General features: G+C 70.8%; 11 protein-coding genes. 7 read left to right on the forward strand and 4 right to left on the reverse strand.

Annotated features, from left to right (window positions below; genetic code table 11):
- Positions 1-79 precede the first annotated feature (79 nt).
- The 4 genes from G6N25_RS04710 to G6N25_RS04725 all read left to right on the forward strand — a co-directional run bounded on the left by G6N25_RS04710 (position 80) and on the right by G6N25_RS04725 (position 6,543).
- Complete coding sequence (locus tag G6N25_RS04710) at positions 80-742, forward strand: TetR/AcrR family transcriptional regulator (protein WP_083073232.1); 663 nt, start codon at positions 80-82, stop codon at positions 740-742.
- 32 nt (positions 743-774) lie between these two features.
- Positions 775-5,322 (forward strand): ATP-dependent helicase, encoded by a 4,548-nt coding sequence (locus tag G6N25_RS04715; RefSeq protein WP_163672361.1) that lies wholly within the window; start codon positions 775-777, stop codon positions 5,320-5,322.
- A 4-nt stretch (positions 5,323-5,326) separates the two neighbouring features.
- Complete coding sequence (gene nei2, locus G6N25_RS04720) at positions 5,327-6,082, forward strand: endonuclease VIII Nei2 (RefSeq protein ID WP_083073234.1); 756 nt, start codon at positions 5,327-5,329, stop codon at positions 6,080-6,082.
- 110 nt (positions 6,083-6,192) lie between these two features.
- Positions 6,193-6,543 carry a DUF732 domain-containing protein gene (locus G6N25_RS04725; RefSeq protein WP_083073235.1) on the forward strand — a complete coding sequence of 117 codons (351 nt, stop codon included), beginning with the start codon at positions 6,193-6,195 and terminating at the stop codon, positions 6,541-6,543.
- A gap of 10 nt (positions 6,544-6,553) precedes the next feature.
- Here the strand turns inward: G6N25_RS04725 and pstS are convergent, their stop codons facing one another.
- Positions 6,554-7,660: a phosphate ABC transporter substrate-binding protein PstS gene (gene pstS, locus G6N25_RS04730; protein WP_083073272.1), complete on the reverse strand. Its 1,107-nt coding sequence runs from the start codon at positions 7,658-7,660 to the stop codon at positions 6,554-6,556.
- A gap of 128 nt (positions 7,661-7,788) precedes the next feature.
- On the reverse strand, positions 7,789-8,706 hold the full coding sequence (locus G6N25_RS04735) for an alpha/beta hydrolase family esterase (RefSeq protein WP_083073236.1): 918 nt from the start codon (positions 8,704-8,706) through the stop codon (positions 7,789-7,791).
- Between the two features lie 204 nt (positions 8,707-8,910).
- On the opposite strand from G6N25_RS04735, the gene G6N25_RS04740 reads away from it, so the two are divergent.
- The 3 genes from G6N25_RS04740 (at position 8,911) to G6N25_RS04750 (ending at position 10,171) form a co-directional block, all read left to right on the forward strand.
- Entirely contained in the window at positions 8,911-9,264 is a 354-nt protein-coding gene (locus G6N25_RS04740) for a DUF732 domain-containing protein (RefSeq protein ID WP_083073237.1), read from the forward strand.
- A gap of 268 nt (positions 9,265-9,532) precedes the next feature.
- Positions 9,533-9,877: a DUF732 domain-containing protein gene (locus tag G6N25_RS04745; RefSeq protein ID WP_083073238.1), complete on the forward strand. Its 345-nt coding sequence runs from the start codon at positions 9,533-9,535 to the stop codon at positions 9,875-9,877.
- Positions 9,878-9,958: 81 nt separating this feature from the next.
- Positions 9,959-10,171, forward strand: coding sequence for a hypothetical protein (locus G6N25_RS04750; protein WP_083073273.1), 213 nt, complete (start codon positions 9,959-9,961; stop codon positions 10,169-10,171).
- Between the two features lie 9 nt (positions 10,172-10,180).
- On the opposite strand, the gene G6N25_RS04755 is transcribed toward G6N25_RS04750, so the two are convergent.
- Together G6N25_RS04755 and mgtA are read right to left on the reverse strand one after the other, a co-directional pair.
- A complete protein-coding gene (locus G6N25_RS04755) occupies positions 10,181-13,093 on the reverse strand; it encodes an arylsulfatase (protein ID WP_083073239.1) in 2,913 nt (970 codons plus the stop codon).
- 38 nt (positions 13,094-13,131) lie between these two features.
- Positions 13,132-15,774: a magnesium-translocating P-type ATPase gene (gene mgtA / locus G6N25_RS04760; RefSeq protein WP_083073240.1), complete on the reverse strand. Its 2,643-nt coding sequence runs from the start codon at positions 15,772-15,774 to the stop codon at positions 13,132-13,134.
- Positions 15,775-15,781 lie beyond the last annotated feature (7 nt).

Below are 15,781 nucleotides of genomic sequence, written 5' to 3' on the forward strand. Positions count from 1 at the left end.
CGCGGCCCCGAGCTGCCCGAATCCATCCCGTGAACGCGGTCTGAATTAAGACTCAGCCTCCGTGGGTACTATCTGACACATGCCAACAGCTAGGAGGCGGTTGTCCCCCGAGGACCGCCGAGCTGAGCTGCTTGCTCTGGGGGCGGAGGTTTTCGGGAAGCGGCCTTACGACGACGTCCGCATCGACGAGATCGCCGAGCGCGCCGGGGTGTCCCGGGCCCTGATGTATCACTACTTCCCCGATAAACGGGCGTTCTTCGCCGCGGTCGTCAAGGACGAGGCCGACCGGCTGTACGAGGCCACCAACCAGCTGCGCCCCGCCGGCCTGACGATGTTCGAGGAGATCAGGACCGGTGTGCTGGCCTATATGGCCTATCAACAACTCCATCCGGAGTCCGCGTGGGCGGCGTATGTCGGTCTCGGCCGGTCCGACCCGGTGCTGCTCGGCGTCAGCGACGAGGCCAAGAACCGGCAGATGGAACACATCATGGGCCGGGTCGCCGAACTGGTGAGCGCGGTCCCCGGGCACACCCTGGAACCCGACATCGAGCGGCACCTGCGGGTGATCCTGCACGGTTGGCTCGCGCTCACCTTCGAGATCTGCCGCCAGCGGATCATGGACCCCACGACCGACGCCGAGGGGCTCGCCGACGCCTGTGCGCACGCCCTGCTGGACGCCATCGCGCGCATCCCGAAGATTCCGGACGGGCTGGCCGAGGCGATGTCCACCGCGCGACTATGAGGCCTGTCGGTGTGCCTTGGCACCATGGTTAGGTGAGCAACCCTGACCCGTTAGGCCGGTTCAGCGCGATCACCCGCGAATGGTTCGCCAGCACCTTCGCCGCGCCGACCACCGCGCAGGCGGACGCCTGGGACGCCATCGCCGACGGGCACAACACCCTGGTGATCGCGCCGACGGGCTCCGGCAAGACGCTGGCGGCGTTCCTGTGGGCGCTGGATAGCCTCGCCGGCGCCGCCGACCGGCCCGCGGGCACCCGCGTGCTGTACGTGTCGCCGCTCAAGGCGCTCGCCGTCGACGTCGAGCGCAACCTGCGCACCCCGTTGGCCGGGCTCACCAGGATCGCCGAGCGCCGCGGCCTGCCGGCGCCCGACATCAGCGTCGGGGTCCGCTCGGGTGACACCCCGCCCGCGCAGCGCCGCCAGCTCCTCGCGCGGCCGCCCGACGTGCTGATCACCACCCCGGAGTCGCTGTTTTTGATGCTCACCTCCGCGGCGCGCGAAACCCTGGCCGGCGTCCAGACGGTGATCGTCGACGAGATCCACGCCATCGCCGGCGGCAAGCGCGGCGCGCACCTGGCGGTGTCGCTGGAGCGCCTGGACGACCTGCGCGACGGGCCGCCCGCGCAGCGCATCGGGCTGTCGGCCACCGTGCGCCCGCCCGAGGAGCTGGCGCGGTTCCTGTCCGGCGGAGGCCCGACGACTCGGACAACCATAGTGGCCCCGCCGTCGGCCAAGACGGTGGAGCTCGCCGTGCAGGTGCCGGTGCCCGACATGGCCAACCTGGCGAATAGCAGCATCTGGCCCGACGTCGAGGCGCGGCTGGTCGATTTGATCGAATCGCACGGCTCGACCATCGTGTTCGCCAACTCCCGGCGGCTGGCCGAGCGACTCACCGCCCGGCTCAACGAGATTCACGCCGAACGGTCCGGGATCGAGCTGACCCCGGAGCCCAACCCGCGGGTGGCCGGCGGGGCGCCGGCGCACATCATGGGCAGCGGCCAGACCTGGGGCACCGGCGCCGTCCTGGCGCGCGCCCACCACGGCTCGGTCAGCAAGGAGCAGCGCGCCCTGGTCGAGGAGGACCTCAAACGCGGGCTGCTCAAGGCGGTGGTGGCGACGTCGAGCCTGGAACTGGGCATCGACATGGGCGCGGTCGACCTGGTGATCCAGGTGGAGGCGCCGCCGTCGGTGGCCAGCGGCCTGCAGCGCATCGGGCGGGCCGGGCACCAGGTCGGCGAGGTCTCGCGCGGGGTGCTGTTCCCGAAGCACCGCACCGACCTGATCGGCTGCGCGGTGAGCGTGCAGCGCATGCTGGCCGGCCAGATCGAGACCATGCGGGTGCCCGCCAACCCGCTGGACATCCTCGCGCAGCAGACCGTGGCGGCGGCCGCGCTCGAGCCGCTCGATGCCGACAAGTGGTTCGACACGGTGCGCCGCGCCGCCCCCTTCGCCACCCTGCCGCGCAGCGTGTACGAGGCCACCCTGGACCTGCTGTCCGGAAAATATCCGTCCACCGAGTTCGCCGAGCTGCGGCCGCGGCTGGTCTACGACCGCGACACGGGCACCCTGACCGCGCGGCCCGGCGCCCAGCGCCTCGCCGTCACCTCCGGCGGCGCCATCCCCGACCGGGGGCTGTTCACCGTCTGGCTGGCCACCGAAAAGCCTTCGCGGGTAGGCGAACTCGACGAGGAGATGGTCTACGAATCCCGTCCCGGTGACGTGATCTCCCTCGGCGCCACCAGCTGGCGGATCACCGAGATCACCCACGACCGGGTGCTGGTCATTCCCGCGCCGGGCCAGCCGGCCCGGTTGCCGTTCTGGCGCGCCGACGGCGTCGGGCGCCCGGCCGAGCTCGGCGCCGCGCTCGGGGCGCTCACCGGCGAGCTGGCCGGCCTGGGCCGCGACGCGTTCGACAAGCGTTGCGCCGGTTTGGGTTTCGACGCCTACGCGGCCGACAACCTGTGGGGGCTGCTGGACGAGCAGCGGGCCGCCGCCGGGGTGGTGCCCACCGACACCACCCTGCTGGTCGAGCGGTTCCGCGACGAGCTGGGCGACTGGCGGGTGATCCTGCACTCGCCGTACGGGCTGCGGGTGCACGGGCCGCTGGCGCTGGCCGTCGGCCGGCGGCTGCGGGAACGCTACGGCATCGACGAGAAGCCGACCGCCTCCGACGACGGCATCGTGGTGCGCTTGCCCGACACCGGGTTTTCCGCCGCGGACGCCCCGCCGGGCGCGGAGCTGTTCATCTTCGACGCCGACGAGATCGACCCGGTCGTCACCGCCGAGGTGGGCGGTTCGGCGTTGTTCGCGTCGCGGTTCCGGGAGTGCGCGGCCCGCGCGCTGCTGCTGCCCCGCCGGCATCCCGGCCGCCGCTCGCCGCTGTGGCACCAGCGCCAGCGCGCGGCCCAGCTGCTGGACGTGGCCCGCAAATACCCCGACTTCCCGGTGGTGCTCGAGACCGTCCGCGAATGCCTGCAGGACGTGTACGACGTGCCCGCGCTGGCCGGGCTGATGGCCGGCATCGCCGCGCGCACGGTGCGGGTGCTGGAGACCGAAACCGCGCGGCCCTCCCCGTTCGCGGCGTCGCTGCTGTTCGGTTACGTGGGCGGGTTCGTGTACGAGGGCGACACCCCGCTGGCCGAGCGCCGGGCCGCGGCGCTGTCGCTGGACAGCACGCTGCTGGCCGAGCTGCTCGGCCGCGTCGAGCTGCGCGAGCTGCTCGACGCGGACGTCGTCGCCGCGACCGGCCGCCAGCTGCAGCACCTGTCCGACGACCGGGCCGCCCGCGACGCCGAGGGCGTCGCGGACCTGCTGCGGCTCCTGGGCCCGCTGACCGAGGACGAGGTCGCGGCCCGGGCCGCGGCCGAGGACGTCGGGGGCTGGCTGGAGGGCCTGCGCGCCGCCCGGCGCGCGCTGACGGTGTCGTTCGCCGGCCGCGGCTGGTGGGTGGCCATCGAGGACATCGGCCGGCTGCGCGACGGGGTCGGGGCGGCCGTCCCGCCGGGCGTCCCGACCACCTTCACCGAGGCCGTCGCCGATCCGCTGGGCGAGCTGCTGGGCCGCTACGCGCGCACCCACACCCCGTTCACCACGGCCGAGGCCGCGGCCAGGTTCGGGCTGGGGCTGCGGGTGACGGCCGACGTGCTGGGCCGGCTCGCGAGCTCGTCAGGTTCGGGAGGCCGGCTGGTGCGCGGCGACTTCGTCGCCGCGCCCGACATCGCCGGAGGCGAGCAGTGGTGCGACGCCGAGGTGTTGCGCATCCTGCGGCGGCGGTCGCTGGCGGCGCTGCGCGCGCAGGTGGAGCCGGTGAGCACGGCCGCGTATGGGCGGTTCCTGCCGGCCTGGCACGGCATGTCGTCGGGCCACTCCGGGCTGGACGGGCTGATGGCCGTCATCGACCAGCTGGCCGGCGCCCGGATGCCCGCGTCGGCGATCGAACCGCTGGTGCTGGCCTCGCGGATCCGCGACTACGCCCCGGCGATGCTCGACGAGCTGCTCGCCAGCGGCGAGGTCACCTGGTCGGGCGCCGGATCGATCTCGAGCAGCGACGGCTGGATCGCGCTGCACGCCAGCGAGACCGCGCCGTTGACCCTGGCCGCGCCCGCCGAGATCGACCTCACCGACGCGCACCGGGCGATCCTCGACACGCTGGCCGGCGGTGGCGCGTACTTCTTCCGGCAACTCGCCGTGGACGGAATCGCCGAAACTGCGCTCAAAGAGGCGCTGTGGGAGCTGATCTGGGCCGGCCGGGTCACCGGCGACACGTTGGTCCCGGTGCGTGCACTGCTGACGGGCGCTGGGGCCCGTAAGCGCTCCGCCCCCGCGCACCGCACCCGCCGCCCGCCGCGGCTGAGCCGCTACAGCGTCGCGCACGCCCAGCACCGCGCCACCGACCCGACCGTGGCCGGCCGCTGGTCGGCCCTGCCGGCCCCCGAACCGGATTCCACCGTGCGGGCGCACTACCAGGCCGAGCTGCTGCTGAACCGCCACGGCGTGCTAACCAGGGGCGCGGTGACGGCCGAGGGCGTGCCGGGCGGCTTCGCGACGCTATATAAGGTGCTGAGCACCTTCGAGGAGGCCGGCAGGTGCCAGCGCGGCTACTTCGTCGAGTCGCTGGGCGGCGCCCAATTCGCCGTCGCCTCCACCGTCGACCGGCTGCGCAGCTACACCGACGGGATCGACCCGGAGCGGCCCGAATACCGGGCGGTCGTGCTGGCCGCCGCCGACCCGGCCAACCCCTATGGTGCCGCGCTGCCCTGGCCCGCCTCCGCCGGCGACGGCGCGGCACGGCCGGGCCGCAAGGCCGGCGCGCTCGTCGCGCTGGTGGACGGCGAGCCGGCCTGGTTCCTGGAGCGCGGCGGACGGTCCCTGCTGACCTTCACCGACGACCCCGCGGCCGACCACGCCGCGGCCGCGGCGCTGGCCGACCTGGTCGCCGCCCGGCGCGTCGCGTCGATCCTGGTCGAGCGCATCGACGGGACGCCGGCGTTGCAGCCGCGCCCCGGCGGGCCGGGCCCGGTCGTCGAAGCACTATCGGACGCCGGATTCGTCCGCACCCCACGCGGAATGCGGCTGCGGTAACCCGATGCCCGAGGGCGATACCGTCTGGCACACGGCGGCCGTGCTGCGACAGCACCTGGCCGGGCGGACCCTGACACGCTGCGACGTCCGGGTGCCGCGGTTCGCCACCGTCGACCTCACCGGACAGGTGGTGGACGAGGTGATCAGCCGGGGCAAGCACCTGTTCATCCGCGTCGGGCGGGCCAGCATTCACTCGCACCTGAAGATGGACGGCAGCTGGCGGGTCGGCAACCGGCCGGTGCGGGTGGATCACCGGGCACGAATCATTTTGGAAGCAAACGGGATTCGCGCGGTCGGCGTCGACCTCGGGGTATTGGAGATCGTGGCACGCGACCGGGACGGCGACGCGGTCGCCCACCTGGGGCCCGACCTGATGGGCGAGGACTGGGACCCCGCGCGCGCCGCCGCCAACCTGAGCAGCCGCCCGGACCGGCCGATCGCCGAGGCGCTGCTCGACCAGCGGGTGCTGGCCGGGATCGGCAATGTCTACTGCAACGAACTCTGTTTCGTCAGTGGACATCTGCCCACCGCGCCGGTCGGCGCGGTGGCCGACCCGCGTCGGCTGGCCTCCCGCGCGCGAGACATGCTGTGGGCCAACCGCTTCCGCTGGAACCGCTGCACCACCGGCGACACGCGGGCGGACCGGCGGCTGTGGGTCTACGGGCGAGCCGGGCAGCCCTGCCGTCGCTGCGGCGCCCGCATCGACTACGACGACACCGGTGACCGGGTGGCGTATTGGTGCCCGTCCTGTCAGCGCTGAAGGAGCCGCCGACCACTAAACCAGGTTTCACCCGTTCGCTCGCGACGTGCGATGATCGCAAGTCAGCGGCTTGCCTTGCCGCCAGCACGGCTCAGCGGGGAGGTTCGGCTATGACCACCGGCCACCCGCGCTCGCCCAAACCCCGGCGACCACGATCGGCCGGCCTTGCCGTGGCGGTCGCGCTGCTGGGCCTCGCGGGAGCGGCAGCCCCGGCCGCGCGCGCCGACGCGGTCGACAACGCGTTCGTGGCGGCGGTGAAGGCCAAGGGCATCGACTTCCCCTCGCCGCAGGCCGCGATCGTCGCCGGCCACGAGGTCTGCGATCAGCTCGATCTCGGCATGCAGAAGTCCGACGTGGCGTCCGAGGTGATGAATAACAGCAAGCTCGACGGCTATCACGCCGGGTACTTCGTCGGCGCGAGCGTCGCCGCGTACTGCCCGAGGCACCGCTCGTCGACCTGATGGCCCCGGCTCACGAGACGGCGTCGACCGCGGTCGACAAGCGCGACATAAACTCATTCGGGATGGGGACATATCCGTTGTCCGCCAGGCCATTCTGGCCGGCGCCGATCGTGCTTTGCAGGAACGCCTTCACGGCGGAACCGACCTGCGGGTCGGGGTACTTCGAGCACACGACCTCATACGTCGCCAGCACGATCGGGTAGGAGCCGGGCTGGTTGGGCCGGTAGAACGAGATCGTGTCGAGGGCGAGGTCGTTGCCCTCCTTGATGAACCAGGCGGCGGAAATCGTCTTGCCCACCGAGTCGGTGCTGATCGCCACCGGGTCCGGATCCGCCGACGTCACGACCCTGGCCATATTCAGCTGTTGGGCCTGGGCGAACGACCATTCGATGTAGGTGATCGACCCCTCGGTGGTTTTGACGGCCGCGGCGGCGCCGTCGTTGCCCCTGGCGCCCTCGCCGACACCGCCGTTGAACTTCTTCCCGGCGCCCTTGCGCCACTCGCCGTTGGACGCGGTATCGAGATATTTCTGGAAGTTGTCCGTGGTGCCGGACTCGTCGCTGCGGAACACGACGCGAATCGGCTCGGCGGGCAGGGCCACGCCCGGGTTCAGCACCTGGATCGCGGGATCGTTCCAGGTCGAGATGCCCCCGCTGAAGATCCTGGCCGCGTTCGGGCCGTCGAGGTTCAACGACGTCACACCGTTAACGTTGTAGGCGATGGCGATGGGCCCGAACACCATCGGCAGGTTCCACACCGGCGAACCGCACCGCTGCTGCCCCCTGGCGTACTCGTCCTTGCTCAGCGGCGAGTCGGAGGCGCCGAAATCGGTTTGGTTGCCCATGAATTCGCTGATCCCCGCGCCGGAGCCGTTGGGCGTGTAGTTCAGGGTCTGGCCCGGGCAGGCTTGTTCGAAGGCCTTGACAAAACGGTCCATCGCGTTGAGCTGCGCCGTGGAGCCGCTGGCCTTCAGGGTCGGCTTGCCGCCGCAGGCCACCTTCGCCGACGACTCGCCCGTCGCGCTTCCCCCGGTGCCGTTGTTGTCACCGCCACACGCCGACAGCAGCACCGCGCCCGCGGCCAGGACGCTCGCGACGCCAAACCGATTGACTCGCACCGCAATATCTCCGTACGGCACGGCCGAGACAACCGCCGCCACCGTGGCCGCGGCCCGCAAAACTGCCGTCTTCCTCGCGGCCATGAGGCATGGTAACAAGATCGCCCCCGCGCGCCGATCGGCCAGGTCTAGCCGCGCGTGTGCGCAAGAAAAAACTGCGCGATGACGTGTGAGGCGTCCAGCGCGCGCGAGGTGCGCCCGATGATCGCCTGGGGCAGATATTGTTTGCCGCCCGGCCAGGTGTGCCCGCCGTTGTCGATCTGGTAGAAGACCACCTCGGTGGACGCCGCGCACGCCGCGGAATCGAAGCGGTGAACGACGGTGCCGTCCCCCACGTCGGGCAACACCTGCGCCGACGGCACGCCCTGGCAGCCGTCGACCGAGCGCCACTTGCCCACCACGTCGTTCGCCGCCATGGAATGGCTGACCCCGCCGCGGCCGTGCACCTTTCCGCCGTTGAACGGCACCAGCGGATCGGCGGTGCCGTGCGCGTCCAAAACCGACACCGGCCGCGACGGATTGCAGGGCACCCCGGCGCCCAGCGTGCCCGCGATCGGCGCGATCGCGGCGACGAGGTCGGCGCGGTCACAGGCCAGCCTGTTCGACATGAAACCGCCGTTGGACATGCCGGTGGCGAAGACGTGCCCGGGCGCGATGTTGTATTCGCTTTCCAGCTTGCCGGCCAGCGCGGCCAAAAACCCGACGTCGTCGACATGGCGGCGATCGGCCGGTGACGCCCCCCGCCCGTCGGCCCAGCTTTTGTCGTAACCGTCGGGATAGGCCACGAGCAGGTTGTCGACGTCGGCGACGGTGTCGAAGTCGGTCAGCCCCCGCTGCCCGACTCCCGTACCGCCGCCGCCGTGCAGGCTGAGCACCAACCCGACCGGATCGCCGGGCGGCACGTGCAGGGTGTAGGTCCGGTCCATGCCGCCGGAACGCAAGGTGCCGGGCAGATCCCGCGCGCTGGCCGCCGACACGTGCTGCACGCCGCAGCCGGCCACACACGCCGCCAGCACGGCGAGCGGCAACCATCGCGCGTGCGGCATGCCGTCAAATTACCGATCGCTCCCGCGAATCCACGAGTCCGGGGGGCCGAGGCGTCGGCCGTCGGCGGACACTAGCCCGAAGTTGCGCTGTTCGCAATCTCGGCGACGACTGTTTCGCCCCTACTCGTAACGTTTTGGCAACGTTCTAGGCCAGACTTTAAGGTGACAAAGCCATCGCACTTATGTTCCAGGGGAGTATCGGAAATGACGAGTGTCCGTACCCGTAATCGCGGCCCGCGGTTGACGCTGTTGGCCGCCGCCCCCCTCCTGGCGGTCGGGCTGCTCGGCCCGCTGGAAGCCGCCCCGACCGCCCACGCCGACGGCACCGACGACGCTTTCATCGCCGCGCTGCACGCCCACGGCATCAGCCACGAATCACCCAAGTCCGCAATCGCGGCCGGCCACCTGGTTTGCCACCAGCTCGACATGGGCAAGACGCAGGAACAGATCGCGACCGACGTGATGAACAGCAGCACCCTCGACGGCGACAACGCCGGCTACTTCGTCGCGCTTGCCGAGCGCGCGTACTGCCCGCAGTACGCGGACGTGCCGTCGTGACGGTGTCTCGCTTCCCCTGACCCGGCGACGCCGGGGCGTCGGCGGGCTCCCGGCGATCCGGGAGCCGGCCGCGGCGCCGCGCGCCCGGCGCGACGCCTCCCCGGGTTCCGTGGTGAACGGGTTGTTGCCAGCGACGGAACAGGCTTCCGATCCCACTGATCGCAATCTCGGGGACCGGCGCGTGTGGGAAGCTGTAACGTGCGGCGGCCGCGGCCTAACGTGCCCGGCCAGCAACCAACTGCGATTTTGCTCTGTGGGAGTGTCGGAAATGACGAGCACCCGGCTACGCGTGCGCGGCGCCTCGCGGGTGGCGTGGGCCGCCCGGCTGGTGCTGGTGAGCGTCCTCGGCCCGTTGGCGGCGGTGGCCGCGACCGCCCATGCCGACGCCACCGACGACGCCTTCCTGGCGGCGCTGACGAGCAAGGGCATCCACTTCGGATCACCGCAGAAGGCCTTCGTCGCCGCGCACGAGGTGTGCGACGAGCTCGGCAACGGCAAGACCCCGGTCCAGGTCGCGTCGACCGTGCAGAGCAACAGCGACATGGACGGCTACCACGCCGGTTTCTTCGTCGGCGCGAGCATCCGCGCGTACTGCCCGCAGTATTCGTCTTAACGCGATCGCAACGCCGCCCTCGTCGGCACGTGATCTGCCCGTGCCTAAAATTCGGGTACCAACTATCGCGGAGAACCATTGGTGGTATCGAGAATCCTGGTCGGCGCCACGCTCGCCGTCGGGGCTGCGGTCGCGGTGGCGGCACCGGCCGGCGCCGACCCGAGCGTGTTCAACAACCTCAGTTGCAGCTGCCCGCAGACGGTCTCCAACGGCGGGCCCTCGCTCATCGACCAGATGGAGCGGGGCATCCAGGCCGGCCAGTCCGGCGTGGATGCCGTCCACGCCGACGAGTGACGGTCGGCGTCAGCCCGCCGCGCCCCGCCCGACGGCCTGCACCGCCGCGTGCTCGTGCAGCGCCCGCTCGGCGTCGTGCTGGACGGGCTTGAGGTCGAAGACGACCTCCCTGACGGTTCCGGTGAAGGCGTAGGGCGCCCTGTCCTCGTAGTCGCGGTCGACGACCAGGCCGTTGTCGCGGCTGATGTCCATCCCCGCGTAGGACGTGAAGGCCAGCGGCACCGTGGTGGCCATCTCGCCCTCACCGATCAGCCGGTCGTCGGCCCACAGCGTCACCCGGCCGCCGGAGCCGGGGACCGGCCGCTCGGATTCGAACAGCATCCGCACCGTCACCTCGCCCGTGGGGATCGGCTCGGTGGACACCTGCCGGTAGGTGTCCACGCCCAGGTACGAATACGTGTGGTGCAGCCGTCGCCTCTCGTCGACCCACAGCGCAAAGCCGCCGATGAAGTCGCCGTTGGCGACGATCACGCCCTGCGCGCCGCCGTCGGGGATCACCAGCCGGGCCTCGATGGCGTACGAGCGGCCGAGGATGCGCGGGACCATGCCGCGCTGGATGTTCTGCACGTCGCCCTTGAAGGCGAACCGGGTGGTGGTCGGCAGCGGCGGCAGGCTGCCGAACATCACCGCGATCCCGCCCAGCAGCGGCAGCACCCGGTTACGTTCGGCCTCCTCCCACCACAGCCGCTTGAGCTCGGCCAGCTTGTCGGGGCGCTCGGCCGCCAGGTCGCGGGCCTGGGAGAAGTCGTCGGGCAGGTAGTACAGCTCCCAGACGTCGGCGTCCGGGTCGTAGGTGCCGGGCGCGAACCGCTGCAGCGTCTCGGGGGACAGGTCCCACGGCGCCTTGTCCAGCCGGGCGCAGGCCCACCACCCGTCCCGGTAGATGGCGCGGCTGCCGAAGTTCTCGAAGTACTGCACCGTGTGGCGCTCCTCGGCCGCGGCGTCACCGAAGGTGTGGACGAAACTGGTCCCGTCCATGGGTTCCTGATCGAAGCCGTCGACGTGGGTCGGCTCGGGTAAACCGATGGCCTCCAACACGGTTGGGGCGATGTCGACGCAGTGGGCGAACTGGGAACGCACCTGGCCGTCGGGCCGGATCCGGCTGGGCCAGGCGACCACCATCGGGTCGCGGGTGCCACCCAGGTGGCTGGCCATCTGCTTGCCCCACTGGAACGGGGTGTTGTTGGCATGCGCCCACCCGCTCGCGAAATGCGGCGCGGTGAACTCGTCGCCGAGCGCCTCGACGCCGCCGTATTGCTCGATGAGCTCCAGCTGCTGGTCGGCGTCGAGGAGCAGGCCGTTCAGGAACGTCATCTCGTTGAACGAACCGGTGATCGTGCCCTCCATGCTGGCGCCGTTGTCGCCCCAGATGTAGAAGACCAGCGTGTTGTCCGATTCACCGAGGTCGTCGATCGCGTCGAGCAGCCGCCCGACGTTCCAGTCGGCGTTTTCGGAGAACCCCGCGAACACCTCCATCTGCCGGGCGTAGAGCTTCTTTTCGTTGTCCGACAGGCCGTCCCACGCGGGGAACAGGTCGGGCCGCTCGGTGAGCTCGGTGTCGGGCGGCACGATCCCCAGCTGCTTCTGCCGTTCGAGCGTTTTGCGCCGGTAGACGTCCCAGCCCTCGTCGAACTCGCCGCGGTAGCGGTCGGCCCATTCCTTGAACACGTGGTGCGGCGCGTGGGTGGCGCCGGTCGAGTAGTACATCATCCACGGCTTCTCGGGGTCCTGGGCCCGCACGCCGTGCAGCCACTCGACGGCCTTGTCGGTGAGGTCGTCGGGAAAGTAGTAGGGCTTGCCGTCCTTACCCTGGGGCACGCCTATGACGGTGTTGTCCTGGGTGATGATCGGGTCGTACTGGCCGGCGGCGCCGGTCAAAAACCCCCAGAAGTGGTCGAATCCCCAACCCAGCGGCCAGTTGTCGAACGGCCCGGCGGCGCCCTGGACGTTGTCCGGGGTCAGGTGCCACTTGCCGAAACCGCCGGTGACGTAACCGTTGTCGCGCAGGATGCGGGGCAGCGACGCGCAGCTGCGCGGCTTGACCGTCGAGTAACCCGGGAAGGGGCCCGGGAACTCGCAGACCGACCCGAAGCCCACCCGGTGGTGGTTGCGCCCGGTCAGCAGCGCCGCCCGGGTCGGCGAGCACACCGCGGTGACGTGGAAGCGGTTGTAGGTCAACCCGTTTCGCGCCACCCGGGTCAGCGCCGGGGTTCGGATGGCGCCGCCGAAGGTCTCCGGGCCGCCGAACCCGGCGTCGTCGATGAGCACGATCAGCACGTTCGGCGCGCCGTCGGGCGCCTTGGCCCCGGGAACGATCGTCCAGTCGCCCACCGACTCCGCCATGGTGCGGCCGACGGTGCCGCCGAAGGCGCGTTGCGGCAGCGGCAGCCGGGTGCGGTCGGGATTGAACTTGCCCATCGCCTCCTCGAGCGCGGCGCCCAGGCTCCGCAACGTCGAACGGCTAAGCTCGGCAACCGATTTCATCGGCGATCCGGCCAAGGCTTGTTCCACGGCGAGGCGGCCCTGCGCCGGCGTCACGGCGATGATCACCGCGCTGCCGGCGGACAGCGCCGCCCCGATCTTGTCGGCCAGCCCGCTCTTGATCCGGTGGTCGGCGAACGTGCCCGCCAACGCCCCGGCCGCCGCGGCCGCGGCCGCTCCAAAGAAGGTGGCCAGCAGCGCCGGCGAGAACAGGCCGACGGCCAGGCCCGCCCCGGCCCCCCACGCGGCGCCGCGGCGGCCCAGCCGGTTGCCGGTGTCGACCAGCACGGGGTTGCCGTCGGCGTCCTTGCCGACCAGCACCGCGCCGCGCAGCGGGGCCCGCTTGGCCTTGGTGTGATCGGTCAGCGTCTCGAAGTCGCGGCGAGCCGAATCGAGATCCTGATAACCGGCGACGATGACCAGCGCGTGGTCTTCGCTCATAAAGAAACTCCTCGTTGGTCGGGCGGGTCGCAGGGAGATTATGTCCGAACGCCGGTGACGTAGTGGAAGCGCGCGGCGCGGCGCCGGACGCGATGGGCGTGTCCGCGGGTGCGATGCGGCTCGCCGGCGGGGCGTATCGGTTCGGCGTAGAACATCATCTTGGCGAGCTCCACGAGAACCAGGTAGACGAGGACGAAGCCGCCCAGCACGGCATAGAACTGCCATGGCAGCGGCCTGAAGCCGAGGGTGTGCGCCAGCGGCGAAATCGTGAGAACGACGCCGACGGCGACCACGGTGAGGCTGGTGCCGGCCAGCAACGCGCTCGGCCGGCTGCGGAAGAACGGGACCGTGCGCGTGCGGATGGCGAAGATGATCAGCGTCTGGGTCGCAAGCGATTCCACGAACCAGCCGGTGCGGAATTCGATGGCGCCGGCGTGCAGCACGCCCAGCATCAGCCCGAAGGTCAAGAAGTCGAACAGCGAGCTGATGGGCCCGAAAATCAGCATGAACCGGCGGATGAAGGCGACGTTCCAGTGCGACGGCGCCTGGAGCTGTTCCTCGTCGACGCGGTCGGTGGGAATCGCCAGCTGCGAGCTGTCGTAGAGAAGGTTGTTGAGCAGGATCTGGCTGGGCAGCATGGGCAGGAACGGCAGCAGCGCCGACGCGGCGGCGGCGCTGAACATGTTGCCGAAGTTGCTCGATGTGCCCATGAGCACGTACTTGATGGTGTTGGCGAAGATGCGCCGGCCCTCGGCCACGCCGGTGGCCAGCACGCCCAGGTCTTTTTCCAGCAGCACCACGTCGGCCGCGTCCTTGGCGACGTCGGTGGCGCTGTCGACCGAGATCCCCACGTCGGCGGCGTGCAGGGCGAGCGCGTCGTTGACACCGTCGCCGAGGAAGCCGACCGATCGCCCCTTGCGGCGCAGCGAGGTGATCAGCCGGGCCTTCTGCTCGGGGGAGATGCGGGCGAAGATGGTGTGATTTTGCGCGACGGCCACGAACTCGTCGTCGCCGAGGGGCTCGAGCTGCGCGCCGGTGACGGTGCCCTTGGACGCCAAACCGAGGTCGGCGCAAACCTTTTCGGCCACTCGCGGGTTGTCGCCGGTGGCTATCTTGACCTCGATGCCCAGGGCGGCCAACCGGGACAGGGACTGGCGCGCCGCGGATTTGGGTTCGTCGGCGAACACCAGAAAGCCGGCCAGCGTCAGGTCGCGTTCGTCGGAGGGGGTGATCCCAGTCAGTTCGGTCAACCCGGGCGCGGGTTTGGCGGCCACGGCCACCACCCGCCGCCCGGCGGCGAACAGGGCCGCCAGGGTGTCCTGCGCGACGGGGTCCGTCATCGTGCAGCGGGCCAGCACCTGCTCGGGCGCGCCTTTGACCACGAGCACGCGCTTCCCGTCGTCGTCGACCAGGACCGACGTCGCGCGGCGCTCGTGGTCGAACGGCAGCAGCGCGACCCGGTGCACACCACCGCCGACCAGCTGCTGCGGCCGCGGGGACTCCCAGAGCGCGGCGTCGAGCGCATTGCCGCTGGCGCCAACCGATTCCGGGTCGACGTCGGTGGCCAGCAGCCCGAGCCGGCGGACCGACTCGTCGCGCGCGCCGGCGGCGTCAACGGTGTCGACCAGGCGGATTCGGCCCTCCGTCAGGGTGCCGGTCTTGTCGGTGATCAAGATGTCGATGTCGCCCAGATCCTCGATGCACACCAACCTTTTGACGAGCACCTTGGCCTTGGCCAGTTGCCGCGATCCCGTCGCGAGGCTGGTGCTGACCACGGCGGGCAGCAGCTGCGGGGTGATGCCGACCGCGATCGCGAGCGAGAACAGCACGGAATCGATGACCGGTTTCCGCAAGAGCAGATTGCTGACCAGGATGACCACCATCAGCGCGATCGCGACCTGCAGCAACAGGTAGGAGAACCGGCGCAGCCCCACCTGGAAGTCGGTTTCGGGTTGCCGCTTGTCCAAACCCGCTGCGATGCGCCCGAATTCGGCGGACGTGCCGGTGGCGTACACCACCCCGGTGCCCTCCCCGGCGCTGACGATGGTGCCCATGAACGCCAGGTCGGTCGATTCGGCCAGCTCGGCGCCGGCGGGCACCGGCTGCGGCGACTTCTCCGAGTTCAGCGACTCCCCGGTCAGGATGCTTTCGTCGCATTCCAGGCCGCTGACGTCGATCAACCGGACATCGGCGGGCACGGCCTCGCCCAACGACAGCCGAATCACGTCGCCGGGAACCAGATCGGTGACGTTGACCGTGACGAATTTTCCGTTCCGGCGCGCGACGGCGTTGTGGTGCACCCGTCCGTGCAATTCGGCGGCGGCGTGCTCGGCGCGGTATTCGTTGACGAAGCCCAAACCTATGCTGGCCGCGAGGATCACGCCGATGATGACCGCCTGCATGCTGTCGCCGAGAAAGTACGAGACGATGGCGGTGCCGGCCAACAGGATGAGGACCGCGTTGCGCAGTTGACGGCCCAGCACGGCGAGCGCGTTGACCTGATGGGTCCGCACCGCGTTCGGGCCGTACCGCGCCAGCCGGGCGGCCGCCTGCGCGCCCGCGAGGCCGGCCGCCGAGCTGTCCAACCATCGCAGAACCTCGTCGACGGGGGCCGCGGCGACCCGCGCGGCGGTCAGCGCCGCCGGTTCCGGCGCCGTGGGCGCCTTCGGTGTTATCGACATCGCGGGG

The organism is Mycobacterium heidelbergense (assembly GCF_010730745.1).
GTDB classification, from domain to species: Bacteria; Actinomycetota; Actinomycetes; order Mycobacteriales; family Mycobacteriaceae; genus Mycobacterium; species Mycobacterium heidelbergense.